Origin of the sequence: Streptomyces sp. NBC_01003 (assembly GCF_045162695.1) — a bacterium.
Taxonomy (GTDB): domain Bacteria; phylum Actinomycetota; class Actinomycetes; order Streptomycetales; family Streptomycetaceae; genus Streptomyces.
The window spans coordinates 9,200,413-9,227,162 of the sequence record NZ_CP108707.1 but is presented as its reverse complement, the minus strand read 5'-3'; the positions used below and the strand labels follow the sequence as shown (position 1 = coordinate 9,227,162).

Here is a 26,750-nt window from a genome sequence, read left to right as displayed (position 1 = left end):
ACCGACCTCCCCGGCCCCACCTCCGGCCGGTCAGGGTACGAACTCGATCTCGGGGAAGCGCGGGGACGGCCCGGACAGGAGACGGCTGTCCCGGCACCGCAGGTGAAGGTCGAAGAAGGCGCCGAGATAAGCCCGCTCGGCGGCGACGGCGCGGTCCGCGGTGATCGTGCCGATGGCATCGGTCATGGCGTCGACCACCTCGGGCGGGAGCGGAAGCGCTCTGTCCAGCTGCTGCATCAGCGGGGGCAGGTCGGTGTAGGTCTGGTGTCCGGACGCGCGCAGGCGCAGGCTCCGGCGCCAGCCACGCAGATGCGACCAGAACTCCTCCCAGGACGGATCGTTCTCGCGTCCGTGGCTCGCGTTGCTCATCAGCAGGAAGGGCCGGTCGAGGCCCGTGGTGGCGACAGACCCGTTGATACTGCCGTCCAGGTCGGCGCCCGCCCTGATGCGGTGATCCGCCGCCATGGCCTCCGCCGCCGTGTCCCCGCCGAGCGAGTGCCCGAACATGCCGGTCCGGCCCAGGTCGAGCGAGCCGCACAGGCCGTGGGGCAGCGGGCGGCCCTCGGCGTCGGGATTTCTCCCCGCGTTCACGCGGGCCAGCTCGTCCAGCACGAACCTGGTGTCGTCCTGGCGGACCCGCAGCGCCTTCGCGATGTCCTCGTCGGTCGGCCGGGCCGGCTGCCGGCCCAGTTCGAGACGACCTCCCGGGAACTCCACGATGTCGCTCTCGTGCGTGTGGTCGATGGTGACGACCGCATAGCCGCGACTGGCCAGGTCCTCGACCAGCGCCGTGCCGAGGGCGCGCTGCGCGCGGTGGCCCGGGGAGAAGAGCACGACCGGCAGTCCATGCCCGGACACCTCGACGGCGGCGCCTGTGTACGCGTGCGTGAGCGGCAGATCCACGGTGTCCAGGGACGTGTGAAGCTGCTGGCTCACTTGCTGTTTGTACAACGCCGACGCCTTGGGCGGGAGCCAGGGAGCGCGTGCGCGGCCGTGCGTGGGGCGGGCCGGGTACCAGAGGCTCACCATCAGTTCCCGGGGCGAGTGTGTCGACCGGGACGACCGGGGCGAGGTCCACGGATCCTCGCGCGAGTGGTCGACCAGATGCAGCTGCGTCGTGCCGACAGCCGCCCGCCCAGTCGGTGCGGGCAGCGCCAACCGGGTCCGGCCGCTCGGGCGCGCGGCGCCTCCTTGCCTACCGGCGTTGGCTGCGACAGCCGTACGCGCATCTGCCGTAGCCGTCCCCGCCGTGGCCGCCGCGAGCGCGGCCGCGCCCATCACCGTCAGCACCGACCGTCGCGTCGGACGGTCCGTCATATCGCTCATGCGGCTCCCTCACCGGTGGTGGAACGTGGGGCGGATAAGTCACCGACACTGACATCGCGGGCACGGCGGCGACAGGCCGTGAGCCCGATCTCAGGGTGCGGCCCGGGGCATCCCGGATCCCGCCTCCGGGATGGCCACCAAGGGTGCGCCCACCACGAGTTGCTGGTGTGGCGCAGGTCACCGGAACGCGTGCTGGGGTGCGGAGAGGTACCGGATGTGAAGCGCGATGAGAAGGAGTGCGGATGCGTGCACGGATCCGGGCAGGGGACCGCGAGGCGTTCGCCGACCTGTATGAGGAGTACGCGCGGGCGATCTACAACCACGCCCTGCGCCTGACCGGCGACTGGTCGCTCGCCGAAGAGATCATGTCCGACACGTTCCTGACCGCGTGGGCGACCAGGGAACGTCTCGACCCCGATGCCGACGCACCGCTCGGGCCCTGGCTCTACGGCATCGCGACCAACAAGGCGCACAACGCCCGGCGCGGTGTGCGGCGCCGGCTGGCCTTCCTGGCCCGCCAGCCCGCCGCACCCGACGTGGACGACTTCGCGGAGGAGACGGCGGGCCGTATCGACGACGCCCGCCAACTCGCCCGCATCCACGGCTCGCTGGCCACGTTGCGGCGCCCCGAGCGGGACGTGATCGCCCTCTGCGTCTGGGCCGGGCTCGACTACGCGCAGGCGGCGGACGCGTTGGGCGTCCCCGTGGGCACGGTCCGCTCGCGGCTGTCCCGGGCGCGCGCCAAACTGCAGCAGCTGAGTCAGCAGGAAACACCGGAACCGCGCCCCGGTCGCGGAGAGGTATCGAGTGAGGCCGCGTTCGCGGCCCTGCCCCTTCGGGAGGAAACCCGATGAACGCAGCACACCCCTCCGGGAGTGACCGCGAGAAGGCCCAGGAGGAATCCCGGCTTCTGCCCGAGGCACCCGAATGGGATCTGCCGCGGGGGCGACACCGCCACCACAAGGACATCCTGATGCAGCAGATCGACCGCCACCACGAGAGCGTCGCACCCACCACTTCGCCGCGTCGCCCGGAAAGCGCCACCGCCCGCCGACGCTTCCTGCGCCCCGCGGTGGCCGTGCCCGTAGCGGCTCTCGCTCTGACCGGCGCGCTGGCCGCCACCCTGACGTTCGTCGGCGACGACCACGGCGCGACTCCCGTAGCCCATGCGCCCGCGGCCGACAGCGGAGCCACCGTCCTGCTGGACCAGATCGCCGACGCCTCGCTCAGGACGGACACCACACCGGTCAAGGACGGCCAGTACGTGTACGTCCGCAGCACGGTCCGCTCGAACGAGGGCACGTTCGCCGGGCCCGTCGAACTCGGCGCCCCGCACCGGCGCGAGGTCTGGATGGCGCAGACGTCCAAGCCGGTCAAGACCCTCGGCACCATCAAGGAGACCGGCAAGGGCGTTCCGATGTCCGGGCAGCGCCTCCCCTACGAGTCGACGGACGCACTCGCCCCCGGCCTGGAGCGTCCGACGTACGCCTGGCTGGCCTCGCTGCCCACCGACCCGGAACAGCTCCTCGACGAGCTCTACGCCGGGACCCGGACCTGGGGCCGCGAGTCCAAGGACCAGGCCGTCTTCGAGAAGATCGGGTCCCTCCTCGACGAGACGGTGATGCCGCCGAAGAACGCCGCGGCGCTCTACAAGGCCGTCGCGCGGATCCCCGGGATCAAGCGGATTCCCGACGCGGTCGACGCCGCGGGGCGCCACGGGGTCGGCATCGCCCGCCAGGACGCCAGGTCCGCGAGCCGCAGCGAGTGGATCTTCGACAGCGAGAGCCTCACCTACCTCGGCTCACGCTCGTATCTGGACAAGGACGGCAAGGGCATGAAGCTGGCGGGTACGAACGCGATCCTGCGCCGCACCGTCGTCGACAAGTCCGGCGCGATGCCCGCCGACACGACGGCCGACAGCTGACCGAACGGCGGGGCGGCTTCGGGCGCTCCGCCGTTCAACTCCCGAATGATTGCCGCGCCTTGGCGCGCTTCAGGCGCCCTCGGGCCGGTCCACCGTCTCCGCCCCGTCGAGCGGGCTGCGCTCCAGGAACGCGGCCGCCGCGGGGACGGCCGTGCGCAGCCGCAGCAGTCCCGCCGCCGTCAGGGTGCGGCACACCGAGTCCTCCTCCGCCATGACGCGCTCGCCGAGGCGGGCGTGGAAGTCCGCAGGGGTGAGGGCCGCGCCCGGCCCGGCGGACCAGGTGCGGCCCGCGGGTGTGGGCCGTGAACTGTGGGCGCACACGGCCAGGCGCCCCGACTCCACGTACCAGAGGACCACGGGCTCCGCGCGGGGTGGCTCGACGGTCTGGCCGGCGGACAGGGACATGGTGCCGAAGCAGTCGGAGACGGCCTGCGCGGCCTGCTCGCCGGCTTTCCCGAAGAGGTCGCTGTCCGTCAGGGGAACGGGCGCGTAGGGGTCGAGTCCGAGGCCGGTCAGGAGTTCGTCCTCGCAGGATTCGATGGCGCGACCGAGGTCGGCGAACTCGTCCTTGGTGTGCGTCACGGGTCGGGCCGATGGGTCGGCGATCACCATGCGGATCCCGCGTTCGCGCAGGTCGTGGCCGAGGGCGCGCAGGAGGTCGGCCGCGACGGGTTCGATGCGGCCGACCCGGGCTAGGTCCAGAACAAACCAGCGGGCGGCCTTCGGGAGGTCGCGGGCCGCGCGCAGGGTCTGTTCGGCGGTGGCGAAGTCCAGGTCGCCCTGGAGGACGTGGACCCGGATGCGGTCGGGTCGTTCGTCGAGTGCGGCGCGCTGGTCGCGGGGGCGGTGGCGCAGCGAGCGCAGCGGGCCCGGGTCGAGGGAGCGGGGCGGCAGGGGGCGGCCGCTGCTGCCGGTGGCGCGCATGAGGTGCAGCCCGAACTGCTCCGACAGGAGGTGGCAGGCGGCGATGGCGCGGACGCTGTTGCCCTTCTCGTCGAGGGGCGGGCTGAACACGCCGATACCGAACTGGCCGGGCAGCGCCACGCCGATCCCGCCCGAGACGCCGCTCTTCGCCGGCAGGCCCACGCGCAGCATCCACTGCCCCGAGGCGTCGTACATCCCGCAGGTGGCCATGACGGCGAGCACATGCTGGGCATGGCGGGAGGCGACGACGCGTTCGCCGGTGAGCGGATTCGTGCCGCCGCCGGCCAGCGTCGCGTGCATCACGGCGAGGTCGTCGCAGGTCACGAGCACGGAGCACTGTCGGAAGTAGACCGCGAGCTGCTCTTCCACGTCGCCGGTGAGCGATCCCGCGTTGTGCATGAGGTAGGCGAGGGCGCGGTTGCGGTCGCCGGTGGAGCGCTCGGAGGCGAACACCGCTTCGTCGACGGTCAGGTCCCGGCCCGCGAAGGCTCCCAGTCCGGCCAGGATGCGGCCGAAGCGCTCGTCGGGGGTCGCTCCCGCGACCAGTGAACTGGTCACGATGGCACCTGCGTTGACCATCGGGTTGGGCGGGCGTCCGGTGCCGGGTTCGAGGCGGATCGAGCTGAACCCCTCACCGCTCGGCTCGGCGCCCACGCGCGCCAGGACGTCCTCCAGGCCCTGGTCCGCGAGCGCGAGCGCGAAGACGAAGGGCTTGGACACGGACTGGACGGTGAACGGCACCTCACTGTCGCCGCAGCTGTAGACCTGCCCGTCGAGCGCGCACAGGCTCAGTCCGAACAGGTCGGGGTCGGCCCTGCTCAGCTCCGGGATGTACGAGGCCGGCTCGCCGTCGGTGAGGTCGCGCAGCCGGATGCGGACGCTGTCCAGGAGCGCGGCGAGCGGATCGTCCAGCGGCTTGTTGTGCCTCACACCGCAATCGAACACCACGGCCGGACGATGCGCCTTCCCAAACGGGCAACGGGTGCCCCCGATGCCCGAGTCAGATCCGGCTCCCGGACGCGGTGTCCGAGGACAGACGCTGGGCGAGGTAGATCGGGATGACGGACAGCAGGACGAGGACGGCGGCGACGACGTTGACGACGGGGGCCTGCTGCGGGCGTGCCATGTTCGAGAAGATCCAGACGGGCAGTGTCTGGATGCCGGGTCCGGCGGTGAAGGTCGTCACGACGATCTCGTCGAAGGAGAGGGCGAAGGCGAGCAGCCCGCCCGCCACCAGCGCGGAGCGCACCAGCGGGAACGTGATGTCGACGAACGTGCGGAAACTGTGCGCCCCGAGATCCATCGCGGCCTCTTCGTACGACCCCGGCATGCGCCGCAGCCGGGCGATGACGTTGTTGAAGACCACCACGATGCAGAACGTGGCGTGGCCGACGATGACGGTGAACAGGCCGAGGCCGACGCCGAGCGGTTCGAGGACCGTGCGGAAGGCGGTGTTGAGCGCGACGCCGGTGACGATGCCGGGCAGCGCGATCGGCAGGACGACGACGAAGGAGATGGCGTCGCGTCCGAAGAACTTGTAGCGCTGGCACGCGAAGGCGATGAGCGTACCGAGGACGAGGGCGATGACGGTCGCGCCGAGCCCCGCCTTGACCGACGTCCAGAGCGCGTCGCGGGCGCCGGAGCTGTGCCAGGCGTCGGCCCACCAGTCGAAGGTGAGCCCAGGCGGCGGCCAGCCCGAACTGCGGTCCGGGTTGAGGGAGTTGACGAGGACCAGGAGCAGCGGCACGTAGATCACCGCGAAGCCGAGCGCGGCGGCGATGCGCAGGGTGATGCGCGCGGGGCGGGAGAGATTCATCGGAGGGACCTTCGCTGTGCGTGATCCGGAGGGTCGGCGGGGGCGGGCGGCTGCCCGGGCATCAGGGGTCTGGGAGACGCCGGAGGCTGCTGGGCGTCACAGACTGCTGAGGGCTCCGGTGCGGCGTACCGCGAGCAGGTAGAGCACGATGATCACCACGGGCACGGTGCCGAGCGCCGCGGCGAGCGGCAGGTCGAGGGTGATGTTGGAGTAGATGAGGTTGCCGATCAGCTGGGTCTTGCCGCCGACGATCTGTACGGCGATGTAGTCGCCGAGGCTGAGCGAGAACGTGAAGACCGAGCCGGCCGCGACGGACGGCAGGATCATCGGCAGGACCACGGAGCGGAAGGTGCGGCCCGTGCGGGCGCCGAGGTCGGCGGAGGCGTCGAGAAGGCTGTCCGGGAGCTGTTCGAGTCCGGCATGGATCGGCAGGATCATGTACGGCAGCCACAGATAGGTCAGGACGAGGACGGTGGCGGTGAGGCCGTAGCCCGGACCCTTGATGCCGAGCGGCCCCAACACCCAGTCCAGCAGGCCGCCTTGGGCGAGGATGAGCCGCCAGGCGTACGCCTTGACGAGGTAGCTGGCCCACAGCGGGGTGAGGATGGCGACGACGAGGAGCGGCCGCCACCGGGGGTTCGCGATGCGGGCCGTGTAGAACGCGATCGGGAACGCGATGAGCACGCACAGCGCGGTGACCGCGAGGGCGACGCCGACGCTGCGCAGGGCGACCTGCCGGTAGACGTCGGTGGTGAACAGGGCGGTGAAATTGTCCGTGTTCCAGATCTTCACGACGTTCGAGGTGAAGGAGTCCGTGGTCCAGAACGCGGACAGGAACAGGACGGTGAGCGAGCCGAGATAGGCCAGGACGAGCCAGGCCAGTGGTGCGGAGAGCAGCAGGGACAGCTGTAGCCGGGGGCGGCGGTACAGGGCCCCGGCGAGCCGCCGGACGGGTCCGGCGGCAGGCGCGGTGTCGGTCATCGGCGGCAGGTCCTAGCCCTTGATCTCGGTCCAGGCCTGGACCCACTTGGCGTACGGGACGCACTTGGTGTCCGTGCGGCCGTCGATGCACTGGGCGATGGGCGTGGTCCAGAAGTGGACGTTCTTCCAGTAGGCCTCGTCGGCCGCGTGGTAGGTGGCGCAGTGGTTCTTGTCGGCCGTCAGGTCACAGGCCTTCGCGTTGGCCGGCGCCTCGCCGAAGTACTCGGCGACCTGGGCGTTGGCCTTGGGCGAGATGATCCAGTCCATCCACTTGTACGCGCAGTTGGGGTGCTTGGCCTTGGCGGAGAGCATCCACGTGTCGGACCAGCCGGTGGCGCCCTCCTTGGGCAGGACGCCCTTCACGGGGACCTTCTCCGCCTGGGCGGTGTTGAGGATCACCTGCCAGCTGGTACCGACGACGGAGTCACCGCTCTTGAAGGCGGAGACCTCCTTGAGGTAGTCGCTCCAGTACTCGCCGACATTGGAGTTCTGCGCCTTGAGCAGGGCGACCGCCGCGTCGAACTGCTTCTGGTCCAGGGCGTACGGGTCCTTGATGCCGAGGGACGGCTTGGACTTCATCAGGTACAGGGCGGCGTCCGCGAGGTAGATCGGCGAGTCGTACGCGGTGACCTTCCCCTTGTGGGCCGAGGCCTTGTCGAAGACCGCGGACCAGGAGTCGGGCGCCGGGGAGACCTTCTTGGTGTTGTACATCAGGAGGTTGGCGCCGCGGCCGTGCGGGATGCCGTAGGCGACACCCTTGACCGAGTTCCACTGCTGGTTCTTCAGTCCGGCGAAGACGTCCTTGTAGTTGGGCACCAGCTTGGTGTTCACGGGGGCCGCGTCACCCGAGGCGATCAGCCGCAGCGACGCGTCGCCGGACGCGGAGACCGCGTCGTACTGGCCGGTCTTCATCAGGTTGACCATCTCGTCGGACGTGCCCGCGGTCTTGGTGTTGACCTGGCAGCCGGTCTGCTTCTCGAAGTCGGTGACCCAGTCGACCTTCGGGTCGTTCGAGCCGTCCTCGGCGTAACCGGCCCACGCGATCAGGTTGACCTGGCCCTCCGTCTTGCCGAGGGTCTTCTGCGCGGAGAGCTTCGGCGGGGTGAAGTCGCTGCCGCCGGGCGAGGATCCGGCGGTGTCCGAGGAACCGCAGGCGGAGGCGAGGAGCAGGGCGCCGAGCGCGGCCACCGCTCGGGACGTTCGGGTCAGTCGCACGGGGATCTCCACGGTGAGGGGACGGGCGGGCAGTCGGTAACGGTCGTACGGGGTCTGCGGCGACGCGTGCGTGTGCGTGTGCGTCAGGAACGCGGCGGGCCGGGGGTCAACTCGCCTCGGGCACCTGGAAGTTGTGCCGCCGGTGCCACTGGAGTCTGACCCGGGAGCCGCGCAGGGCGGCCACGTCCTCGGACGAGGTCTCCAGGTTCTGCTGGAGGGCGGTCAGCCGGCCGCCCGCGTCGAGGTCGACGAGGAACCGGGTCGCGTCCCCCAGATAGACGACCTCCGCGACGGTGCCGGTCGCGCTCGCGTGCTCCGGCTCGGCGGCGGCGGACTCCTTGAGCACGTGGATCTTCTCCGGGCGGATGCTGTACGTCGCCCGGTCCCCCACGACCTGCTCCGCCGCGTCGCCGGACAACAGGTTCGAGGTGCCGACGAAGCCCGCGACGAAGGGGGTGGCGGGACGCTCGTATATCTGGGCCGGGGTGCCGACCTGCTCGACGCGGCCCTGGTTGAAGACCGCGATGCGGTCGCTCATCGTCAGCGCCTCCTCCTGGTCGTGCGTCACGAAGACGAACGTGATGCCGATCTCGCGCTGGATCGCCTTGAGTTCGACCTGCATCTGCTCGCGGAGCTTGAGGTCGAGGGCGCCCAGCGGCTCGTCGAGGAGCAGCACCTTCGGGCGGCCGACGAGGGCGCGAGCCAGGGCCACGCGCTGACGCTGGCCGCCGGACAACTGGGAGGGCCGGCGCCCGCCGAAGCCTTCGAGCCGCACGCTCGCCAGAGCCTCCCTGGCCCGCGCGAGACGCTCGGCCTTGGGCACCTTGCGGACCTTGAGGCTGTAGGCGACGTTCTGCTCCAGGGTCATGTGCGGGAACAGGGCGTAGTCCTGGAACACGGTGTGCACGTCACGCTCGAAGGGGGCCCGGCGGGTGACGTCGGCGCCCGCGAGCTCGATGGTTCCGGCGGTCGGGGCCTCGAAGCCCGCGATCATCCGGAGCACCGTGGTCTTGCCCGAGCCGGACGGCCCGAGCATCGAGAAGAACTCGCCGTCCGCGATCTCCAGGTCGACCCCGGCCACGGCCTCCGTCCTGCCGAAGGACTTGCGCAGGCTCTGCAGCCGGATGGCCATTCCCTCCATGGGCGGGAACCTTTCTGGTGCTGTCGGGAGTTGGCCGTAAACATATGAAGCCATAGTTCTAATTTCAAGGCCCCGCTAAGGTAAAGGCTGTGCCAAGTGGCAAGGTGGTGACCGTGAACCGAGACAAAACCGGCGTCCGAAGAGCCGTCTTCACGCCCGTCGACACGCTCGCCCGCGTGGACGCCGTCGTGCGGAGGCTCGGTGACGCCATCGACCTCGGGCTGCTCGCCGACGGTGAGCAGCTGCCCGGCGAGAGCGACCTCGCCGCCCAGCTCGGCGTCTCCACCGTGACCCTGCGCGAGGCCCTCATGGCGCTGCGGCAGCGCGGCCTGGTCACCACCCGCAGGGGCCGCGGCGGCGGCAGCTTCGTCACCGTCCCCGACGGCCCCGCCGAGGACCGGCTCCTCGCCCGCCTCGCCGACTGGAGCACCGAGGAACTGCGCGATCTCGCCGACCACTGGGCCGCCGTCTCCGGCGCCGCCGCCCGCCTTGCGGCCCGGCGCACGGAGCCCGCCGATCTGCGGCAACTGCAGAGGTCTTTGGGAGAGTTGATGGACGCCAAGGACTCGGGGGCCCGCAGCCGCGTCTACGGTCGCTTCCATGTCGAGCTGGCCGCCGCCGCCCAGTCCGCCCGTCTGACCAGGGAAGAAGTCACTCTGCAGACCGAAGTCGGGGCGCTGCTGCGGCTGGTGCTGCGCGACGACGACCTCCTCGCGGACGCCGCGGACCGTCACCGCGCCGTGATCTCGGCCGTGCATGATGGGGCGGACGACCGCGCCAGGGCCCTGGCCGAACAGTGCGTGCAGACCTCCATGGCGCGCCTGATCGAACTCCGCCTCGGCCCGGCCGGCGACGCGAGCGGTCCCCGCCCGAAGGAGGCCCCCGATGGGCAGCAACCCCCGTCCCGCACACGCCGGATCGGCGCTGCTTGAGGACCTGTCGGCAGCCGACGCGGCCGCCCGCGTCCGAGACGCGCTCGAAGGGGTCTTCGACGCCGTCGGCGCCACCGCCGCGGACATCGAGTCGGTACTCTCCTCCGTCGCCGCCAAGGGCCGCCGCCCGGCCACGGACGACCTGACCGCGCTGCGCCCCGGACTGCACACCCGGCTCGACCGCTACGACCTGGTCTCGGGGATCGGCTTCGTCGCGGCGCCCGGTCTCCTCGACGACGTACCCGCGTGGCTGGAGTGGTGGCAGCGGACCGCGGACGGATCCGTGCAGCGGCTGCTGCTCGACCTGGACCCGCAGCGCTCCGCGTACTCGGACTACACCCACTGGGACTGGTTCACGCTGCCCCGCGACACCGGGCAGCGGGCGGTCGCGGGCCCCTACGTCGACTACCTCTGCTCCGACGAGTACAGCCTCACGCTGTCCGCGCCCGTGACGGTCGGAGGCCGGTTCATGGGAGTGGCCGCCGCCGACGTCTACCTGCGGCGCTTCGAGTCCGTCGTCGTGCCGCTGCTCCAGCGCCTTCCGGGTCCCGCCCGCCTGGTGAACGCGCGCGGCCGCGTCGCCGCCTCGACGGACCCCCGCCACCTCGTCGGCTCCCTCACCAAGGGCCCCGACCTCGCGGCGGTACTGGCCGGACCGACACAGGGCACGGACCACGACGAGCTGCGCCTACTGCCGTGCGACGGTGTCCCGTTGATCTTGGCCACGACACCTCCGATGTCTGCGGCCAGGCGGTCATAGACCTGCTCCGGCCCCCTCAGGCACCACCCGGCGCACGCACAGCCGCCGCCGCGACCGCGCTGTACGCGCGACCGTCCACCACGTACTCGCCCAAGGGCCGCATACCGAACCCGTCCACGTGCACGCGCCAGGAGGGCCGGTTCGTGGACTCGATGAACGCGACCACCGCGTCGGCCCGCGCAGCGGCCGCCTCGACGGCCATGGTGAACAGGCCACGCGCCACCCCGCGCCCCCGGTAGGCCGCGTCGACGACCACGGGGCCGTAGAGCAGCCAGCGCACCTCACTCAGCGGCCGGCCCTCCCAGCGCAGCGTGTCCTGTGCGGCGAGCAGACCCACGACCGGTGGCGGCGGCGCGGGCAGTTCGTCGGGGCCGGAGAGGGCGAGGAGACCCGCCACTTTCCCGTCGTCGTCGGCGACCAGGAGCGTCCCGGCGGCGGCCATGGCGCGGAGCGCGGCGGCGTCGAAACCCCCCTGCACGAAGCCCTGCTCGTCCCGCTGCTGTTCCGTCAGGGCGTCGCGGTGATTGGCGGCGAAGAGCGCGGCCATGGCGGGAGCGTCGGCCTCGGTCGCCCAGCGATACATCATGGAACCGATCTTGACACGGCAGACACGGCACGCACGGCGGCGGCGGCGGCTATCCCAGGAACGAGGCCACCGTCTCCGTGAAGCGATCGGGGTCGTCGACCCACGGGAAGTGGCCCGCGCCTGCCTGGACGACCAGTGCGGCGTGCGGGAACAGCTCCGCGACGGCTGCGGCGACCCGGGGCAACGGGCCGCCGTCCCGCTCCCCCGCCAGGACCAGGACCCGCGCGTCCCACCCGGCCAGGGCGGCACGGGCCGCGGCGGGGTCGAAGGCTCCGCGGGACGCGTAGACTTCCGCCGCCTCCTCGTTGGTCTGCTCGACCTCGCCGGCGGCGTGCGCCTCGGCGGCCGCGTCCCAGCGACCGTAGAAGAACGGGAGCGCCGCGTCGAAGTCGGCGTCGGTCGCGGTGCCGTCCCAGACCCGTCCGTACGCGTCGCGCGCGGACCCGAACCACGGTTCGTCCGCGCGCAGGTCCGCCGCTTCGAGCCGCTGCTCCGTGGTGAAGTCGACACCGAGGGCACGTGCGCGGGCGGTGACCATCGCGAGGGTGCGGACGCGCCGGGGGTACCTGGCCGCGTAGAGCAGCGCGAGGTCTCCGGCCGCCGAGTGCGCGAGCAGATCGACGCCCTCCAGGCCGAGTTGGACACGGAGCGCCTCGACGTCGTCGACCTGCCGGTCGCAGCGGTACGTGGACGGGTCGGCCGGGGCGTCGGAGCCGCCGGTGCCGCGCAGGTCCAGCAGGACGAGGCGGCGCCGCTTCGCAAGCCCGCCGAGGTCGCCGAGGTAGGCGGAGGCGCGCATGGGCCCGCCGGGCAGGCAGATCAAGGGCTCACCCTCCCCCACGACGTGGTAGGCGAGCCGGGTGCCGTCGGGTGCGGTGAAGGCGGGCATGCCGTCATCCTCGGGTCCGCGCGCCGATCATGGCAAGCGGATTGGCCCCGGGTGGGTGGGGTCGGGACCGCTAGCGCGGATCCGGATCGGGTGCACGCGTGAACTCCCCTACAACGGAGGCCAGTTCGGTCGGCCGGTCCAGGGGGATGAGGGTGTAGCTGTCCTCGATCTCGACCAGCCGCCCGTGCGGGAGGAGTTCGGCGAGGCGCCGGCCATGGTCGAGCGGCATCACGCGGTCGTCGCGCGCCCAGATGACGAGCGCGGGCCGGTCGAATCCCGGCAGGCGCTCCGCCGCCCTGAGCAGGACGCGCGTGTCGGCGAACACCGCGCGCAGCATCCGTACGGCATCGCGGCGGATCTCCGGCTGCGTGATGACCGGCCTCATCCATCGACCGGTCGTAGCTCCACCCCGTTTCGTCAGCCACCCGAACGCGACCGGCAGCCGCCGTACCGCGCCGAGCCGCATCTGCTGCATGAACAGCCCGAACATCCGTGGCGACAGCTTCCCCGCGAGAGCGAGCGTCCTGCCCGTCAGCCCCGGTGGAAGGTTGTCGAATGCCTCGCACGAGACGAGCACCACGCGCCCCACACGCTCGGCTGCGCCCTCGGAGACGACCAGTTGAACGAGCGCCCCGCCGGTGTCGTTGCCTACGAGCGTGACGTCGCGCAGGTCGAGTCGGTCGAGGAACTCGGCCACGAGGCGGGCGACGCCGGGCAGCGACAGTTCGGCGTCGTCGTGCATCGCACGGCGGTGTGCGCCGAGGGGCAGCGTGGGCGCCACACACCGGTGCTCGCCGGACAGTTCCGCGATCGGCCCGTCCCAGAGCGAGGCGTCCATCATCAGGCCGTGCAGGAAGACGACGGTGGGGCCACTGGCGTCCGCGTCCGCCTGCCCGCCCGTGTCCTCGTACTCGATGGTCCCTGCGGACAGTTCGATCTCCCTCATGACCGGCTTCGGACCGAAGGGTCAGCGGTCGCCGCGACACCGCCGCCGACGGGTGCCTCATCGACCAAGTGGCGCTGCAGAAACGCGAGTTCGACCTCAACCGTCGGCTCGTGCGCGTCCATGAAGGGTGCGTAGTGCCCTCCCGGCAGGTGAACCACCTCGGCCTGCGGCGCTCGCCGTGCCGCGGCGACGGCCGGCCCCGGCAGGGCGGACCGGTCCTGGTCGCACACGACGACCAGCAGGGGACACCGCGCCTCGGAAGCCCGGCGGCCGGGCCGGTAGAAGCTGAGGCTCAGCGCCGTGCGGGCGGCGACCTCCTGCTGCCACTCCGGGTAGCGGTTGCCGGGGTTGAGCGCCCGGTCCCCGTCGTTGCCGTCCGGCGTGGTGAGCACCGCCACGGTCCCGGGCGGACCGGCGAGCGGCATCAGCAAGGGACCGCGTCCGACGAGACCACCGGCGGCATCGAGCAGGCCCCTGACACTGAGCCGCAGCATGCCCCACGGCGTCTGATACGTCATAGCCCTGCGCGACGCCTCGGGTCCGTCGGCCAGCGGCGTCTGCGCGATCGCCGCCGCCAACCGCGGTGCGCGGGCCGCGACTTCGAAGATGTGGCCGCCCGATGCCGAGAACCCCCAGGCCGCGACCCGAGCGGGGTCGACCTCCGGCAGGGCGGCGGCGCACGCGATCGCGGCCCGCCAGTCGGCGAGCTGCTCCCGGATGTTCAGGATCTGGCGCGGCGCTCCCCCGCTTTCGCCGAGGCGCCGGTAGTCGAAGGCCAGGACGCTGAACCCGGCGGCGTGGAAGCGCGCCGCGAACGGGTCGGTGCCCGGCTCCTTGGTCACTCCGCCGCCGGCCGCCATGACCACACACGCGGCGTTGGTCCCCGGGTAGTGCCACGCGGCACAGTCGGTGCCGCCGCTGGGGAATCGGACTTTCTCCCGCTCCATGGACATCCGCATGACCGGCCTCCGAGTGGACCCGCGTGGATCCGAGTGGATGAGAAGCACCCTCAGCAAAAGTGAACCACGTGGTTCACAACCTGTCCACGGTCTCCGCCCACGGGGTCCGGCAGGGTCGGGGGCCACCCAGGCGTCGCGGTTACGCCTCCTCCGCCGCCTCCTCGCGCTCCAGCGAGCGGGCCAGCGCCTCGAACCCGGCGGCGACGCCCTCGGCGTCACCACTGGTCCGCGCGTCCACCAGAAAGCCCCGGAGCGTGGCGAGGACCATCTCGGCGACCTCGAGCTTGCGACGGTCGGACCAGTGCCTCGGACAGACGGACAGCAGCGTGGGCAGATACTGCTGCGACGCCTCGCGGCCGAGTGCCGCATGGCGGTCCGGGTCGTACATCGCCAGCCCGATGGCCTGGTCGAGCACGCGCGCCTCCTCCCCCACGAGGATCGGCCAGACCGCGCGCACCCAGTCCGCCAGCGTCCTGCGGTCGTGGCCCTCGGTGGCGGCGGCCAGCGCCTTCGCGATGCGCCGCTCGCGCAGCTGGACGATCGCCTGCGTGAGCAGGTCGTCGGCCCCGTCGAAGTGGTACAGCAGGACCTTGTGCGTGGTGCCGGCCGCTCGCGCCGCGCGCCGGAGCGAGAAGTCCACGAGTCCGTTGACCGCGAGGTCTTCGGTGACAAGGGCGAGGAGTTCGCGCCGCCGGGCTTCGCCGCGCGGCGACCCGGCCGACCGTCGGTAGCCCGCCCGTCCTGGTGAGCCGTCGTCGGCAGGGGTGTTCACATCGGCGGCTTCCATGGCCGGTCCTCCTCGCGCAGCGAACGCTCGGGCCGACCATAGCCCCCGGGATCGGACCATGATCCGTAGTCCCACAGGGTCCCGGTCAGCGAGGGAGCGCCGCCACCGGTCGCGGGCGCCGCAGCAGCCACTGCCAGAAGCCGCGGCGGGGCGGCCTGGGCGGCCGTATGGTGACGCTGCCGCTGTGGACCTCACCCGTCATCTGGATGCGCAGCCTGACCGGCGTCACGGGCTCGGGCCGTGCCTGATGGCGCACGCTGCCGCTGCGAACGGCCACATCCTCGACGTCGGCGACGACGTCCGGCGGCACGAGCAGCGTCACCGACCCACTGCGCACCGCCACCTCGATCTCCAGAGTGGGCACCGCGATGACAGCTTGGGTGAAGTCGAGCACGACGGAACCGCTCCTCGACTCGATCTCCAGACGCCTCGGGACCACCCAGCCGCCGTCCCGCTTCGCGCTCGCGCTGTCGACGACGATCCGCGACACGTCTTTCGGGGTCGCGGCCGCGACCCCGGCGGCCCACGCGGGACCGGCGTCCGGCAGGTCGGCGAGCAGGGCCGCCAGCTCACCGTGGGTACGGGCCGTCAGCGCGGCCTCGAGCCGTTCGTCCAGCTCGTCCGCGGTCAGCCGGCCGTCACCGGCGGCGACGGTCAGCCGCTCCACGACCTGGTCGCGCTCCTCGTGCGACGCACGCAGTTCGCGGCGGTCTGGCAGCTTTTCACCGGGCATGGACGCACTCTAGTGGCGTGGCCGCCACTCGTGGAACCGGCCCGTGCGGCCACCCCTGATCGGCCCGCCCCGTCAGGAGTCCAGTACCGCCGCGACGCCCTCGATCTCCACGAGCTGGTCGTGGTACCCGAGCACCGTGACCCCCATCAACGTACTGGGGACATCATGGTCGCCGAACGCGTCGCGCACCACCTCCCACGCAGTCACCAGGTCCTCCTGGCGCGTGGACGCGACGAGGACGCGGGTGCTGATGACGTCGCCGAGCGTGGCGCCGGACTCGGTGAGCGCCGTCCGCATGTTCTCCACGGCCTTGGCCGCCTGTCCGGCGTAGTCGCCGACGGCCGCCGTCGAGCCGTCCTCGTTCAGCGGACAGGCCCCCGCGAGGAAGATCAGCCGCGCTTCCGCGGGCGCCGTGGCCGCGTAGGCGTACTCGGCGACGTCGGACAGCGAGGACGAACGGATCAGCGAGACGGCGCGGGGCACGTGAATTCCCTTCGAAGCGGGTACGACGGGCAGTCATCCTCGCAAGGAACCTCGGCGGGCGCCCCGGATTTTCCCGGCGCGGAGGCGTGCGGGTGGCGAACAGCTGCCGCCATCGTCACACGAGGTGAAGAATGGACGAGAGGGGGGAGCCACCTTCAGGACGGAGCGGGGCGCCGTGGGGACGAGCGAGCACAGCGATGCCACCGAGCAGCGCTTCGACGTGGCGGACGCCGCGCCGGTGCTGCTGGACACGCACGGGGTGGTGTCCGGCTGGTCGGGCGGAGCCGGGCGGCTGCTGGGGTACGCGGCCGCCGAGGTCGTGGGCCGGAAGGTGGCCGAGCTGCTGCTGCCCGCGGACGCGGCCCGCGTTCCCGCGCTCAGCGAGCGATGCAGGAGGGGCGGCGGCTGGTCGGGGATCCTGACGGCGAGGCACCACGACGGCCACTCCGTCACTCTGATGGTGCGCGTCGTCGAGGCGCAGCTCAGCCAGGGGTCCGAGCGCTGGATCGCGCTCGTGACGGACCTGACGGGGGCGCCGGGATGGAACATGAGCCGCTCCGTCCTTGAGCAGATGGCCACGCGCTCCCCCTTGGGGATCGCCATCGTGGACACGGATCTGCGGTACGTGTGGTCGAACGAGGCGCTGGCACAGTTCGGCGGCGGTCCGGCGCGGGACCGTATCGGTCGCAGGCTGGCGGACATCCAGCCCGGGCTCGACTCCGAGCGGCTCGAAGCGAAGATGCGGCAGGTCCTGGAGACGGGCGAAGCGCTCGTGGACTTCGAGCAAGTGGGCCGCGTACAGTCCTCGCCGCACCGCCAGGTCGCCCACGCCATGTCGTTCTCGCGGCTCGACGACGACAACGGGCACCCCCTGGGCGTCTACTACACGGCGATGGACATCACCGACCGCTATCTGGCCCGGCAGCGGCTCGCCCTCCTGGACCGGGCCGGTGAGCACATCGGCCGGAGTCTGAACGTCCTGCAGACCGGGCAGGAACTGGCCGATGCGGCGGTGCCCGGCCTCGCGGACTTCGTCGCCGTGGATCTGCTGGAGTCGGTGCTCGAAGGAGCCGAGCCGACGCCGGGGCCGCCGAGCGGCTCCGAGATGGTGATGCTGCGGCGCGCGGGCCACCAGTCAGTGCGGGACGGCGTCCCCGAGACCGTCGTCCGCATCGGGGAGACGGTCCGTTATCACGCGGATTCACCCCCCGTCCGCGTCCTGACCAGCGGCGAGTCCTGGCACGAGGAGCAGGTCGGCCCCGGGGCCGAGGACTGGGCGGCGGCCGAGACGGGGCGCCCTGCGGTGTCCCTCATGGAGCTCGGGCTGCACTCGATGATGATCGTGCCGATCCGCTCGCGCGGCATCACGATGGGCGTCACCACCTTCTTCCGGCGGGACCGCCCCGACCCGTTCGACGCGGACGATCTGGCGCTCGCGGAGGAGTTCGTCGCCCGGGCCGCGATCTGCGTGGACAACGCCCGCCGCTACACACGCGAACGCGACGCCGCGCTGGTGCTTCAGCGGAGTCTGCTGCCGAGCCATCTGCCCGAGCAGAACGCGGTGGACGTCACCGCCTGCTACCGGCCCGCGGACGAGCTGACGGGCCTCGGCGGCGACTGGTTCGACGTCATCCCGCTGTCCGGTGCCCGGGTCGCCCTCGTCGTGGGCGACGTCCCCGGTCACGGCATCGACGGCGCCGCCGCCATGGGACGGCTGCGCACCGCGGTCCAGACGCTCGCGGATCTGGACCTCCCGCCGGAGGAGGTGCTGGCCCACCTTGACGACCTGGTCAGCAGGGGCGCACGCGAGGAGGACGCCCTCAGCGCGGTCCAGGCCGTGGGCTCCAGCTGTCTGTACGTGGTGTACGACCCGGTCAGCGGCCAGTGCGCCATGGCCAGCTCCGCGCATCCCCCGCCCGCGCTCGTGACCCCGGACGGCACGGTCTCCTTCCCCGACCTCCAGATCGGGCCTGCGCTCGGCACGGGCGGTCTGCCCTTCCAGGGGGCCGAGTTGTCCCTCGCGGAAGGCACTGTGCTCGCGCTGCACACCGACGGACTGCTCGCCGTCGCCCCACGGGAACCCGGCCGCGAGCCCGGCCTCGACGCGGGCAGGGAGCGCCTGCGCAATGCCCTGGAGCTGCGCGGCCCGTCCCTGGAGGGCCGCTGCGTGGCCGTCGTCGACGCGCTGGTGCCCGCGCGCCCGATCGACGATGTGGCCCTGCTGATGGCCCGCACCCACCGTCTCGGCGCCGGGCAGGTCGCGTCGTGGGATCTGGAGAGCGACCCGGCGGTCGTCGCCGAGGCACGCAAGAAGGTCACCCGGCAGCTGTCCGAATGGGGGCTCGACGAACTCGCCTACACCACGGAACTCGTCGTCAGCGAACTCGTCACCAACGCGATCCGGTACGCCTCCGGGCCGATCCGGCTGCGTCTGATCGTCGAACGGGCGCTGATCTGCGAGGTGTCCGACGCGGGCGCCAGCGCTCCGCATCTGCGCCACCCCCGCACCACCGACGAGGGCGGGCGCGGGCTGTTTCTCGTCTCCCAGTTCTCCCAGCGCTGGGGAGCGCGCTACACCCTCGACGGGAAGATCATCTGGGCCGAACAGTCCCTCACCGACGAACCGGACACCGGGACCGGGACCGACGACCAGCCGCCGGAAACGACACGCTGAAGCAGCGCCGCGCCACCGCATCCCCTCCAGGCCACAAAGAAGTCGCCCGATCACCGACTGCCGGGCGCCGATACACAGTTGACGTGCGGCGATGCGCACGATTTCCTGCTGCGATGACTGATCTACGCATTGAGAAGGTGCAGGGCGACGCCCTGATCGAGGACTGGCGTCACGCCCACAACCTGATCATCCCGGCCGACCCGCTGTCCCTCGACGACGTGCGCGAGCGGGTGGGGCGCAACCATCTGGAAGTCGCCTATCTCGGCGACACCCTCGTGGGCTGCACGACGGTGCGCCCGCCGACGGACGACACCGCCACAGCCACAGTGATCGCCCGCGTGCTCCCCGACCACCGGCGGCAGGGCTTCGGCGAAGTGCTCTACCGGCACGGCCTGGAGCACGCGCGGAAACTGGACGCCGCCGTCATCGAGACGGTGATCCTGGCGTCCAACGTGGCCGGGGTGCGGTTCGCGGAGAAGCACGGGTTCGTGGAGGTGGAGCGCTACGTGCTGCCGGAGGACCCCGCGCTGTGGTTCACGATGCGGCTCGCCGAGGACGGGCTCACCTGAGTATTCGTCTATCTTGACGCGTATGCAGTCCTACACGATCGGCCAGGCCGCGCGGCTCCTCGGCGTGAGCCCGGACACCGCGCGGCGATGGGCCGATGCGGGCAGAGTGGCCACCCACCGTGACGCGGGTGGGCGGCGGCTCATCGACGGCAGGGACCTGGCCGCCCTCTCGGTCGAGGTCGCCAGGACCGGCGGCGAGGACGACATCTCGTACACCTCCGCGCGCAACGCCTTCCCCGGCATCGTCACTGCCGTGAAGCTGGGCGATGTGGCGGCCCAGGTGGAGATCCAGGCGGGCCCTCACCGGCTGGTGTCGCTGCTCACGCGTGAGGCCGTGGAGGAGCTGGGACTTGAGGTCGGTGCGGAGGCCACCGCCCGCGTGAAGTCGACGAACGTGCACATCGACCGCACCTGACGTCTGCGGGCGGCGGCCGTCTCATGCGCCTCAGGCGTCGCCCGTCGACGTGGAGTACGAGTGCGCGCCCGCGCCGGCCAGCGCACCGCCCTCCACGATCAGGTACTCGTCACGGATCGGCCTGCCGTCCAGCCAGGCCTCAAGGATCTCCCGGGTGCCCGCCGCATAGCGGGCCTGCGCGGACAGCGAGGATCCGGAGATGTGCGGGGCGGGAGTTGAGGAGGCACGGCGGGAGGGCGGCCGCGTACGCCCAGCGGGCCTTCGACGCCGCGGCGAGGGGGCCGTCGAGCGGGGTCAGGAGCACGTACCGCTCCTCGTACAACGGGAAGCGGCGCACATGTCCGAGGGTGTCGTCGTCGACATACGTCATCGCCGCGTCAAGTTCGAACTCGGCCAGTCCGTGGGTGATCTCGGCGGACGACAGCGACTCGATGCCCACGCGGACCTTCGGGTGCCGCTCGCAGAACGGGGTGGTCAGCAGGGACGCGGCTGCGACACGAAGCAGACGGCCGCCGCCCGCGCGAAGGGCCGCTCACGGGCGAGCGCGACGAGGTATTCGAGCTGGCGCAGCAGCATGCGGCCCTCCGTGGGCGGTCGGGGGTCCGGTGTGCCGGTGGCGCTCTCGCCCTGTCACGCCCACGACGTGTAGCGGCCGTCCACGCGGATCGCGTTGATGCCACTGATGTGTCGCGCCCCGCAGCGGTCCTGGGGCAGGACGAGCTGAGGGCCGGCCCGGTCGAGGGGCGTGTCGTCGATGGTGACGGCGAGCAGGACGGGTGCCCGCCCGAAATCCGGGTCGATCTCCGCCCAGGACAGCAGGGCGTGATGGCCGTCGGCTCCGGTCACCGCGATCAGGAACCGCAGGCGGTCCTTGCGTCGGGCTGGGTCGAAGCCGGGTCCCGCGTCGTGCAGGACGTCGTGCAGCAGCGGGCCCGCGAAGCTGTGCTCCTGGATGCCGCTGGTGGCGCACTCGAAGCTGACCCGGGCCGCGTGCTGCGGCCAGTCGAGCAGATCGGGCACCGTCAGCCGGCCCGGGCGCGCGACATCGCCGGTCAGGGCGAGCTCTGCCACCGGACCGGCGGCCGTAAGGGATTGACGCACGGACTACCACCTCCCGAATGACCGTACCCGGGCCGCGGCCGGAGCACTCTCACACAAACGCACATGCCTACCCCCGTCCGCACATGGTCCAGCTCATGCGATGCGACAAGAGACTTCCGCCTCGCATCTGCGGCAGTATGATCCGTGCATGCGCACCTACCGGATCGGGGAGGCGGCCGCCTTGATGGGCGTCAGCGCCGACACCCTTCGGCGCTGGGTCGACGGCGGGAAGCTGCATGCCGAGCGTGACGAGCTGGGCCGCCGGATCATCCCCGGGCCGGACCTGGCGTCCTTCGCCCGGGAGCTGCACCGCACCGAGCGGACGAACAACGGATCCTCGGCGCGCAACCGCCTTTCCGGCATCGTCACCGAGGTGATCCTCGGGGATGTGTCGGCGCAGGTGGAGATCCAGGCCGGACCCTTCCGGGTCGTGGCCATGGTCAGCCGGGAGTCGGCCGAGGAGATGGAGCTGGAACCCGGTGTGCCTGCCGTCGCCGTGATCAAATCGACCAATGTGGTCGTCGAAAGTCCTTGAAGTGTCCGCCGGACGCTTCGCGGAGAATCAGCCCGATTCTTCGCCAAAGAGCCCTAGGGAGTAACCCCGTGATGACCCGTTACGCGCGCCGGACCCGCCGGACCCTGCAGGTGACCGGCGTAGGCGTCGCCGCGCTGCTGGCGCTGAGCGCCTGCTCCTCCGGCTCGGACTCGTCCTCCAAGAAGGACTCTTCCTCCTCGGCGTCCGCGGACTCCTCCAAGAAGCTCACGGGCACGGTGACCGTCTTCGCCGCCGCCTCGCTCAAGGAGAGCTTCACAACCCTCGGCAAGGACTTCGAGAAGGCGCACCCAGGCACGAAGGTGACGTTCAGCTTCGGCGGCAGCGACACCCTCGCCGCCAGCATCACCGGTGGCGCGCCGGCCGACGTGTTCGCCGCCGCCAGCCCCAAGACGATGGCGATCGTGACGGACAAGAGGGACGGGAAGGGCACAGCCACCGCCCCGTCGACGTTCGTGCGCAACCAGCTGGAGATCGCGACCCTGCCGGGCAACCCCGACAAGGTCGCCTCCCTCAAGGACCTCACCAAGTCCGGCCTCAAGGTCGTGCTCTGCGACAAGACGGTGCCGTGTGGCGCCGCCGCGCAGAAGGCGCTGGATGCCAGCAAGCTGAAGCTCACCCCGGCCTCGTACGAGCAGGACGTCAAGAGTGCCCTGACGAAGGTGGAGTTGAAGGAGGCCGACGCCGCCGTCGTCTACAAGACCGATGTGAAGGCCGCGGGCAACAAGGTCGAGGGCGTCGAGTTCCCCGAGTCCGCCAACGCCATCAACGACTACCCGATCGCTCTCCTGAAGGACGCGCCGAACGCCGAAGCGGCCAAGGAGTTCATCGCGCTCGTGCAGTCTCCCGAGGGCCAGAAGGTTCTGACGGCGGCAGGGTTCCTCAAGCCGTGACCGAGCTCGACAAGTCCGGGGCCGCGGCCGAGGTCCTCACGGGTGGCGACACCCGTGGGGCCGGGCCGCGGCGCCGGCGTGCCCGGCCGGGCGCCCGAGGACGCGGGGTGCCTCTCCCGCTTCTGCTGCCCGCCCTCGTCGGCCTCGCGTTTCTGCTGCTGCCCCTGATCGCCCTGCTCGTACGCGCCCCTTGGCGCAGCCTGCCGGAGCAGCTGACCAGTCCGGAGGTCTGGCAGGCACTCCAGCTGTCGCTGATCTGCGCGACGGCGGCCACGGCGGTGAGCCTGGTCCTCGGGGTGCCGCTGGCCTGGCTGCTCGCGCGCACGGAATTCCCCGGGCGCGGCTTCGTCCGGGCTCTGGTGACGCTGCCGCTCGTACTGCCACCGGTGGTGGGCGGTGTGGCGCTGCTGCTGGCGCTCGGGCGCAATGGTGTCGTCGGGCAGTTGCTGGACTCGTGGTTCGGGATCACGCTGCCGTTCACCACGGCGGGAGTCGTGGTCGCGGAGTCGTTCGTGGCGATGCCGTTCCTCGTCATCTCCGTGGAGGGCACGCTGCGGGCTGCCGATCCGCGGTTCGAGGAAGCCGCCACGACGCTGGGCGCCTCCCGCTTCACGGCGTTCCGCAGGGTGACGCTGCCGCTGATCATGCCGGGTATCGCAGCGGGCGCCGTCCTCGCCTGGGCACGCGCGCTCGGCGAGTTCGGCGCGACCATCACCTTCGCGGGCAACTTCCCCGGCCGTACGCAGACCATGCCACTGGCCGTGTACCTGGCGCTCCAGAACGACCCGGCCGCCGCGATCGCCCTCAGCCTGGTGCTGCTCGCCGTGTCGATCGCGGTCCTCGCGGGGCTGCGGGACCGCTGGATGACGGCGTCATGACCGGCCCCGCTCTCCCCCTCACGGTCCCCGCCGGACCGTCCGACCACCGGATGACCGCCCCATGACGCACATCGACCAGGTCACCGGTGGCGTCCCCGCCGACGACATCCGCGCCGAAGGCCTGGACGCCCACCTCGTCGTCGACCGCGGCACCTTCCGCCTCGACGTCGCCCTGAGCGTGACCCCGGGCGAGGTGGTCGCGCTCCTCGGACCGAACGGCGCCGGCAAGACCACCGCCCTGCGCGCCCTGGCGGGACTCACCCCTCTGACGGGTGGTCATCTGCACCTGGACGGCGCCGCCTTGGACCGTACGGCGCCCGAATCCCGGCCGGTCGGCGTGGTCTTCCAGGACTACCTCCTCTTCCCCCACCTGAGCGCCCTGGACAACGTCGCCTTCGGCCCGCGCTGCCATGGCGTACCCAAGGCCGAGGCGCGCGATCAGGCCGCGAAGTGGCTGGACCGCATGGGCCTCGCCGACCACCACGGCGCCAAGCCGCGCCGGCTGTCCGGCGGCCAGGCCCAGCGCGTGGCCGTGGCCCGCGCCCTGGCCACCCATCCCCGGCTGCTGCTCCTCGACGAGCCGCTCGCCGCGCTCGACGCCCGCACCCGCCTCGACGTGCGCGCCCAACTCCGGCGCCACCTGGCCGAGTTCGAGGCCGTCGCCGTACTGGTCACTCATGACCCGCTGGACGCGATGGTGCTCGCCGACCGGCTCGTCGTCATAGAGCACGGGCGCGTCGTCCAGGAGGGCGCCCCCGCCGACATCGCCCGTCGTCCTCGTACGGACTACATCGCCCAGTTGGTCGGCCTGAACCTCTACAGGGGACAGGCCGACGGGCACGTGGTGCGGGTCGACTCCGGGCCGGAGATCGCGACCAGCGAGGAGCTGTCGGGACCCGCCTTCGTGGCGTTCCCCCCGATCGCCGTGACCCTGTACCGGGACCGGCCCACGGGCACCAGCGCCCGGAATCTGTGGCGCTGCCAGGTCGCCGGGCTCGAGACCCACGGGGACCAGATCCGCGCGGACCTCACGGGTGAACTCGAGCTCGCCGCCGACCTCACGACGGTCGCCGCCGCCGAGCTGAACCTGCACCCGGGCGCGCCGGTCTGGGCCACGGTCAAGGCGGCGCAGACGCACGCGTATCCCGCCTGACTCGGCGCCCCGGGAGCCGACAACAGAGTCGGCGCCTGCGACCTGCCAGGACCTCACGCCCCCTTGCCTCGCAGATGCGACGGGCCTCACACACAGCCGCACCCAACCCGACTACGGTGATGCCCACACAGGCCTAAAGCCTGACATTCCATACCATTTCTGCGAGGCGTTCCGCATGAGCCTGAGCATCCGCAATCAGCTTCCCGGCAGAGTTACGGGCATCACCGCCGGTGAGGCCATGGCGACGGTCACGGTCCGCCTCGACGGCGGCCAGGACATCACCGCTGCGATCACCCTGGACGCCGTCAAGGACCTCGGCCTCGCCGAGGGATCCGCCGTACGCGCCCTGGTCAAGTCCACGGAGGTCTCCCTCGCCACCGGCACGGTCGAGGGCCTGTCCATCCGCAACCAACTCCCCGGAACGGTCGACGACGTCGTCGCGGGCGGCGCCATGGCCTCCGTCAAGGTCAGCGTCCAGGGCGGCGAACTGACCTCCGCGATCACCAAGGACGCCGTCACCGACCTGGCCCTGGCCCCCGGCTCCTCGGTCGTGGCCCTGGTCAAGTCGACCGAGGTCTCGCTCGCGACCGCGTGACGGCCGGGGGTTCACTGTCACCTGACCGAGGAAACCCGGCCGGCCACCGCAGAGGCCGCCGCCCGGACGCACGTCACATGTTGATCATGTGTCCGGCCAGGCCGTGCACCGCCTCCTTCACGGCCTCGCCCAGTGTCGGGTGGGCGTGCACGTTGCGGGCCACCTCGTGGACGGTCAGGTCCCACTGCTGAGCCAGCGTCAACTCCGGGAGGAGTTCCGTGACTTCGGGGCCGATGAGGTGGGCGCCGAGCAGTTCGCCGTACCGGTTGTCGCTGATGACCTTGACGAAGCCCGTCGGCTCACCGAGGCCGTGGGCCTTCCCGTTCGCGGAGAACGGGAACTTCGCCACCTTCACGTCGAAGCCGAGCTCGCGGGCCTGCGCCTCGGTCCACCCGAAACTGGCAATCTGCGGCTGGCAGTAGGTGGCGCGCGGGATCATGGTGAAGTCGACCTCCATGGTCTCCGCGCCGCCGATCGTCTCCGCGGCGATCACCGCCATGGCCTCCGCCGCGTGCGCCAGCATCAGCTTCGCGGTGACGTCGCCGATCGCGAAGAGGTGGGGCACGTTGGTGCGGCCGCGTCCGTCCACGTCGATCGCGCCGCGGTCGGTGAGCCGTACGCCGGTGTTCTCGAGCCCGTATCCGGTGGTCCGCGGCGCGAAGCCGATCGCCTGGAGGACCTTGTCGGCCTCGATCACCCGCTGCTGCCCGTCCTTGGAGACCGTGACACGTACCTTGGCCGCCGGGTCGCTGTCGTCGATGGACTCCACCCGCGTCCCGGTGTGCACCTCGATGCCCAACTTCCGGTACTGACGGGAGAGTTCCTTGGACACGTCGGCGTCCTCGGTCGGCACCATGCGGTCCAGGAACTCGACGACGGTCACCTTGACGCCGTAGTTGTGCAGGACGTAGGCGAACTCGACGCCGATCGCTCCCGCGCCCGCGATGACAATGGACTCGGGGAGCGTCTCGGAGAGGATCTGCTCCTCGTAGGTGACCACGCGGTCGCTGAGGGCGGTACCCGGCAGGAGGCGGGTGGTGGCACCGGTCGCGATGATGCAGTTCCCGAAGGTGACGGTCTCGGTGCCGCCGGCCGTGAGGTCGATCCGGAGCGTGCGGTCGTCGGTGAACGTGCCGCGCCCGTCGTACTCGGTGATGTCGTTCTTCTTCATCAGGTAGTGCACGCCCGCGACCCGGCCGTCGGCGACCTTGCGGCTGCGCCGGTAGGCCTCGCCGTAGTCGAAACTGACCTGCCCGTCGACGTGGATGCCGAAGGTCGAGGCCTGCTGCGTGAAGATGTGCGCGAGTTCGGCGTTGCGCAGGAGCGCCTTGGACGGAATGCAGCCCACGTTCAGGCAGACACCTCCCCAGTACTTCTCCTCGACGACCGCCACGCGAAGGCCCAGCTGCGTGGCGCGCACGGCCGCGGTGTAGCCACCGGGCCCGGCGCCCAGGACGACGACGTCGTAGTGCGTGGTACTCATGGAGCGTTCCTGCCGTTTCGGTGAGACGCGAGTC

The 26,750-nt window shown here is 71.4% G+C and carries 29 protein-coding genes and 1 pseudogene; 12 read left to right on the top strand and 18 right to left on the bottom strand.

Annotated features, from left to right (window positions below; translation table 11 throughout):
• Positions 1-30: 30 nt before the first annotated feature.
• Positions 31-1,158 carry an alpha/beta hydrolase family protein gene (locus OG698_RS42375; protein ID WP_406111589.1) on the bottom strand — a complete coding sequence of 376 codons (1,128 nt, stop codon included), beginning with the start codon at positions 1,156-1,158 and terminating at the stop codon, positions 31-33.
• Positions 1,159-1,568: 410 nt separating this feature from the next.
• Between OG698_RS42375 and OG698_RS42370 the strand changes: the two genes are divergently transcribed.
• Entirely contained in the window at positions 1,569-2,180 is a 612-nt protein-coding gene (locus tag OG698_RS42370) for an RNA polymerase sigma factor (protein WP_406109490.1), read from the top strand.
• Positions 2,177-3,250, top strand: coding sequence for a CU044_5270 family protein (locus tag OG698_RS42365; protein ID WP_406109489.1), 1,074 nt, complete (start codon positions 2,177-2,179; stop codon positions 3,248-3,250). The genes OG698_RS42370 and OG698_RS42365 overlap by 4 nt, the downstream gene beginning before the upstream one ends.
• A gap of 69 nt (positions 3,251-3,319) precedes the next feature.
• Here OG698_RS42365 and glsA read toward each other — a convergent pair whose 3' ends face one another.
• The 5 genes from glsA to OG698_RS42340 all read right to left on the bottom strand — a co-directional run bounded on the left by glsA (position 3,320) and on the right by OG698_RS42340 (position 9,327).
• Positions 3,320-5,104: a glutaminase A gene (glsA, locus tag OG698_RS42360; protein WP_406109488.1), complete on the bottom strand. Its 1,785-nt coding sequence runs from the start codon at positions 5,102-5,104 to the stop codon at positions 3,320-3,322.
• 70 nt (positions 5,105-5,174) lie between these two features.
• Positions 5,175-5,990: an ABC transporter permease gene (locus OG698_RS42355; protein WP_406109487.1), complete on the bottom strand. Its 816-nt coding sequence runs from the start codon at positions 5,988-5,990 to the stop codon at positions 5,175-5,177.
• 96 nt (positions 5,991-6,086) lie between these two features.
• Entirely contained in the window at positions 6,087-6,971 is an 885-nt protein-coding gene (locus OG698_RS42350) for an ABC transporter permease (protein ID WP_329578382.1), read from the bottom strand.
• 12 nt (positions 6,972-6,983) lie between these two features.
• Positions 6,984-8,186 (bottom strand): ABC transporter substrate-binding protein, encoded by a 1,203-nt coding sequence (locus OG698_RS42345; protein WP_356275523.1) that lies wholly within the window; start codon positions 8,184-8,186, stop codon positions 6,984-6,986.
• 106 nt (positions 8,187-8,292) lie between these two features.
• Positions 8,293-9,327 carry an ABC transporter ATP-binding protein gene (locus tag OG698_RS42340; RefSeq protein ID WP_356275128.1) on the bottom strand — a complete coding sequence of 345 codons (1,035 nt, stop codon included), beginning with the start codon at positions 9,325-9,327 and terminating at the stop codon, positions 8,293-8,295.
• Between the two features lie 107 nt (positions 9,328-9,434).
• Between OG698_RS42340 and OG698_RS42335 the strand changes: the two genes are divergently transcribed.
• Positions 9,435-10,259 carry a FadR/GntR family transcriptional regulator gene (locus OG698_RS42335; protein WP_399973174.1) on the top strand — a complete coding sequence of 275 codons (825 nt, stop codon included), beginning with the start codon at positions 9,435-9,437 and terminating at the stop codon, positions 10,257-10,259.
• Positions 10,213-11,019, top strand: coding sequence for a cache domain-containing protein (locus tag OG698_RS42330; protein WP_406109486.1), 807 nt, complete (start codon positions 10,213-10,215; stop codon positions 11,017-11,019). Before OG698_RS42335 ends, OG698_RS42330 begins: the two co-directional genes overlap by 47 nt.
• A gap of 16 nt (positions 11,020-11,035) precedes the next feature.
• Here OG698_RS42330 and OG698_RS42325 read toward each other — a convergent pair whose 3' ends face one another.
• The 7 genes from OG698_RS42325 to OG698_RS42295 all read right to left on the bottom strand — a co-directional run bounded on the left by OG698_RS42325 (position 11,036) and on the right by OG698_RS42295 (position 16,402).
• The gene (locus OG698_RS42325; protein ID WP_406109485.1) at positions 11,036-11,605 is read right to left on the bottom strand and encodes a GNAT family N-acetyltransferase; all 570 of its coding nucleotides are present in this window, start codon (positions 11,603-11,605) and stop codon (positions 11,036-11,038) included.
• Between the two features lie 49 nt (positions 11,606-11,654).
• Positions 11,655-12,494, bottom strand: coding sequence for an alpha/beta fold hydrolase (locus OG698_RS42320; RefSeq protein WP_406109484.1), 840 nt, complete (start codon positions 12,492-12,494; stop codon positions 11,655-11,657).
• A 70-nt stretch (positions 12,495-12,564) separates the two neighbouring features.
• Positions 12,565-13,440 carry an alpha/beta fold hydrolase gene (locus tag OG698_RS42315; RefSeq protein ID WP_406109483.1) on the bottom strand — a complete coding sequence of 292 codons (876 nt, stop codon included), beginning with the start codon at positions 13,438-13,440 and terminating at the stop codon, positions 12,565-12,567.
• Positions 13,437-14,399: an alpha/beta hydrolase gene (locus OG698_RS42310; protein ID WP_406109482.1), complete on the bottom strand. Its 963-nt coding sequence runs from the start codon at positions 14,397-14,399 to the stop codon at positions 13,437-13,439. The genes OG698_RS42315 and OG698_RS42310 overlap by 4 nt, the downstream gene beginning before the upstream one ends.
• A gap of 139 nt (positions 14,400-14,538) precedes the next feature.
• Positions 14,539-15,186: a TetR/AcrR family transcriptional regulator gene (locus OG698_RS42305; RefSeq protein WP_406109481.1), complete on the bottom strand. Its 648-nt coding sequence runs from the start codon at positions 15,184-15,186 to the stop codon at positions 14,539-14,541.
• Between the two features lie 85 nt (positions 15,187-15,271).
• Positions 15,272-15,919 (bottom strand): DUF1707 domain-containing protein, encoded by a 648-nt coding sequence (locus tag OG698_RS42300; RefSeq protein WP_406109480.1) that lies wholly within the window; start codon positions 15,917-15,919, stop codon positions 15,272-15,274.
• A 72-nt stretch (positions 15,920-15,991) separates the two neighbouring features.
• Complete coding sequence (locus OG698_RS42295) at positions 15,992-16,402, bottom strand: RidA family protein (RefSeq protein WP_100594553.1); 411 nt, start codon at positions 16,400-16,402, stop codon at positions 15,992-15,994.
• A 175-nt stretch (positions 16,403-16,577) separates the two neighbouring features.
• Here OG698_RS42295 and OG698_RS42290 point away from each other — a divergent pair, with 175 nt between their 5' ends.
• From OG698_RS42290 to OG698_RS42280, 3 genes are all read left to right on the top strand, one after another.
• Positions 16,578-19,076 carry a SpoIIE family protein phosphatase gene (locus tag OG698_RS42290; RefSeq protein WP_406109479.1) on the top strand — a complete coding sequence of 833 codons (2,499 nt, stop codon included), beginning with the start codon at positions 16,578-16,580 and terminating at the stop codon, positions 19,074-19,076.
• A gap of 113 nt (positions 19,077-19,189) precedes the next feature.
• Positions 19,190-19,645, top strand: coding sequence for a GNAT family N-acetyltransferase (locus OG698_RS42285; RefSeq protein WP_406109478.1), 456 nt, complete (start codon positions 19,190-19,192; stop codon positions 19,643-19,645).
• Positions 19,646-19,667: 22 nt separating this feature from the next.
• Complete coding sequence (locus tag OG698_RS42280) at positions 19,668-20,060, top strand: molybdopterin-binding protein (RefSeq protein ID WP_100594555.1); 393 nt, start codon at positions 19,668-19,670, stop codon at positions 20,058-20,060.
• A 30-nt stretch (positions 20,061-20,090) separates the two neighbouring features.
• Here the strand turns inward: OG698_RS42280 and OG698_RS42275 are convergent.
• From OG698_RS42275 to OG698_RS42260, 4 genes and pseudogenes are all read right to left on the bottom strand, one after another.
• Positions 20,091-20,270 (bottom strand): annotated as a pseudogene (locus OG698_RS42275) (NAD-dependent formate dehydrogenase); the annotation flags it as partial.
• Entirely contained in the window at positions 20,200-20,499 is a 300-nt protein-coding gene (locus OG698_RS42270) for a hypothetical protein (protein ID WP_406109477.1), read from the bottom strand. The gene OG698_RS42270 and the pseudogene OG698_RS42275, both read right to left, overlap by 71 nt.
• 35 nt (positions 20,500-20,534) lie before the next feature.
• A complete protein-coding gene (locus OG698_RS42265; protein WP_406109476.1) occupies positions 20,535-20,636 on the bottom strand; it encodes a LysR family transcriptional regulator in 102 nt (33 codons plus the stop codon).
• Positions 20,637-20,690: 54 nt separating this feature from the next.
• Positions 20,691-21,161, bottom strand: coding sequence for a molybdopterin-dependent oxidoreductase (locus OG698_RS42260; protein WP_406109475.1), 471 nt, complete (start codon positions 21,159-21,161; stop codon positions 20,691-20,693).
• A 148-nt stretch (positions 21,162-21,309) separates the two neighbouring features.
• Between OG698_RS42260 and OG698_RS42255 the strand changes: the two genes are divergently transcribed.
• The 5 genes from OG698_RS42255 to OG698_RS42235 all read left to right on the top strand — a co-directional run bounded on the left by OG698_RS42255 (position 21,310) and on the right by OG698_RS42235 (position 25,233).
• A complete protein-coding gene (locus OG698_RS42255; protein ID WP_199841808.1) occupies positions 21,310-21,696 on the top strand; it encodes a molybdopterin-binding protein in 387 nt (128 codons plus the stop codon).
• A 71-nt stretch (positions 21,697-21,767) separates the two neighbouring features.
• A complete protein-coding gene (gene modA / locus OG698_RS42250; protein WP_406109474.1) occupies positions 21,768-22,607 on the top strand; it encodes a molybdate ABC transporter substrate-binding protein in 840 nt (279 codons plus the stop codon).
• A complete protein-coding gene (modB, locus tag OG698_RS42245; RefSeq protein ID WP_376253575.1) occupies positions 22,604-23,485 on the top strand; it encodes a molybdate ABC transporter permease subunit in 882 nt (293 codons plus the stop codon). Before modA ends, modB begins: the two co-directional genes overlap by 4 nt.
• Before the next feature lie 61 nt (positions 23,486-23,546).
• Positions 23,547-24,638, top strand: a complete 1,092-nt coding sequence (locus tag OG698_RS42240) for an ABC transporter ATP-binding protein (RefSeq protein ID WP_406109473.1) — start codon at positions 23,547-23,549, stop codon at positions 24,636-24,638.
• Between the two features lie 175 nt (positions 24,639-24,813).
• On the top strand, positions 24,814-25,233 hold the full coding sequence (locus OG698_RS42235) for a molybdopterin-binding protein (RefSeq protein ID WP_406109472.1): 420 nt from the start codon (positions 24,814-24,816) through the stop codon (positions 25,231-25,233).
• 73 nt (positions 25,234-25,306) lie between these two features.
• Here the strand turns inward: OG698_RS42235 and lpdA are convergent, their stop codons facing one another.
• The gene (gene lpdA, locus OG698_RS42230) at positions 25,307-26,716 is read right to left on the bottom strand and encodes a dihydrolipoyl dehydrogenase (protein WP_326777553.1); all 1,410 of its coding nucleotides are present in this window, start codon (positions 26,714-26,716) and stop codon (positions 25,307-25,309) included.
• Positions 26,717-26,750: the final 34 nt, after the last annotated feature.

Bases quoted from the DNA above. Each gene is read 5' to 3' on its own strand.
- OG698_RS42370 (WP_406109490.1), top strand. From the start codon at position 1,569: ATGCGTGCACGGATCCGGGCAGGGGACCGCGAGGCGTTCGCCGACCTG.
- OG698_RS42365 (WP_406109489.1), top strand. From the start codon at position 2,177: ATGAACGCAGCACACCCCTCCGGGAGTGACCGCGAGAAGGCCCAGGAG.
- OG698_RS42355 (WP_406109487.1), bottom strand. From the start codon at position 5,990: ATGAATCTCTCCCGCCCCGCGCGCATCACCCTGCGCATCGCCGCCGCG.
- OG698_RS42350 (WP_329578382.1), bottom strand. From the start codon at position 6,971: ATGACCGACACCGCGCCTGCCGCCGGACCCGTCCGGCGGCTCGCCGGG.
- OG698_RS42340 (WP_356275128.1), bottom strand. From the start codon at position 9,327: ATGGAGGGAATGGCCATCCGGCTGCAGAGCCTGCGCAAGTCCTTCGGC.
- OG698_RS42330 (WP_406109486.1), top strand. From the start codon at position 10,213: ATGGGCAGCAACCCCCGTCCCGCACACGCCGGATCGGCGCTGCTTGAG.
- OG698_RS42325 (WP_406109485.1), bottom strand. From the start codon at position 11,605: ATGATGTATCGCTGGGCGACCGAGGCCGACGCTCCCGCCATGGCCGCG.
- OG698_RS42320 (WP_406109484.1), bottom strand. From the start codon at position 12,494: ATGCCCGCCTTCACCGCACCCGACGGCACCCGGCTCGCCTACCACGTC.
- OG698_RS42315 (WP_406109483.1), bottom strand. From the start codon at position 13,440: ATGAGGGAGATCGAACTGTCCGCAGGGACCATCGAGTACGAGGACACG.
- OG698_RS42310 (WP_406109482.1), bottom strand. From the start codon at position 14,399: ATGCGGATGTCCATGGAGCGGGAGAAAGTCCGATTCCCCAGCGGCGGC.
- OG698_RS42305 (WP_406109481.1), bottom strand. From the start codon at position 15,186: ATGGAAGCCGCCGATGTGAACACCCCTGCCGACGACGGCTCACCAGGA.
- OG698_RS42300 (WP_406109480.1), bottom strand. From the start codon at position 15,919: ATGCCCGGTGAAAAGCTGCCAGACCGCCGCGAACTGCGTGCGTCGCAC.
- OG698_RS42285 (WP_406109478.1), top strand. From the start codon at position 19,190: ATGACTGATCTACGCATTGAGAAGGTGCAGGGCGACGCCCTGATCGAG.
- OG698_RS42280 (WP_100594555.1), top strand. From the start codon at position 19,668: ATGCAGTCCTACACGATCGGCCAGGCCGCGCGGCTCCTCGGCGTGAGC.
- OG698_RS42265 (WP_406109476.1), bottom strand. From the start codon at position 20,636: ATGCTGCTGCGCCAGCTCGAATACCTCGTCGCGCTCGCCCGTGAGCGG.
- OG698_RS42255 (WP_199841808.1), top strand. From the start codon at position 21,310: ATGCGCACCTACCGGATCGGGGAGGCGGCCGCCTTGATGGGCGTCAGC.
- modA (WP_406109474.1), top strand. From the start codon at position 21,768: ATGACCCGTTACGCGCGCCGGACCCGCCGGACCCTGCAGGTGACCGGC.
- OG698_RS42240 (WP_406109473.1), top strand. From the start codon at position 23,547: ATGACGCACATCGACCAGGTCACCGGTGGCGTCCCCGCCGACGACATC.
- OG698_RS42235 (WP_406109472.1), top strand. From the start codon at position 24,814: ATGAGCCTGAGCATCCGCAATCAGCTTCCCGGCAGAGTTACGGGCATC.
- lpdA (WP_326777553.1), bottom strand. From the start codon at position 26,716: ATGAGTACCACGCACTACGACGTCGTCGTCCTGGGCGCCGGGCCCGGT.